Raw genomic sequence first — 227 nt, forward strand, 5'->3', positions numbered from 1 at the left:
AGGTGCTAATACCGTATAACAACAAAAACCGCATGGTTTTTGTTTGAAAGGTGGTTTCGGCTATCACTTCTGGATGGACCCGCGGCGTATTAGTTAGTTGGTGAGGTAAAGGCCCACCAAGGCAATGATACGTAGCCGACCTGAGAGGGTAATCGGCCACATTGGGACTGAGACACGGCCCAAACTCCTACGGGAGGCAGCAGTAGGGAATCTTCCACAATGGACGA

1 rRNA gene is annotated in these 227 nt (G+C 50.7%); it reads left to right on the forward strand.

From position 1 onward, the window contains the following. Nucleotides 1-227: ribosomal RNA gene (locus HF569_RS12220) — 16S ribosomal RNA — on the forward strand; the annotation flags it as partial.

It is taken from the genome of Levilactobacillus tujiorum, assembly GCF_012641185.1.
In the GTDB taxonomy this organism is placed as follows: domain Bacteria; phylum Bacillota; class Bacilli; order Lactobacillales; family Lactobacillaceae; genus Levilactobacillus; species Levilactobacillus tujiorum.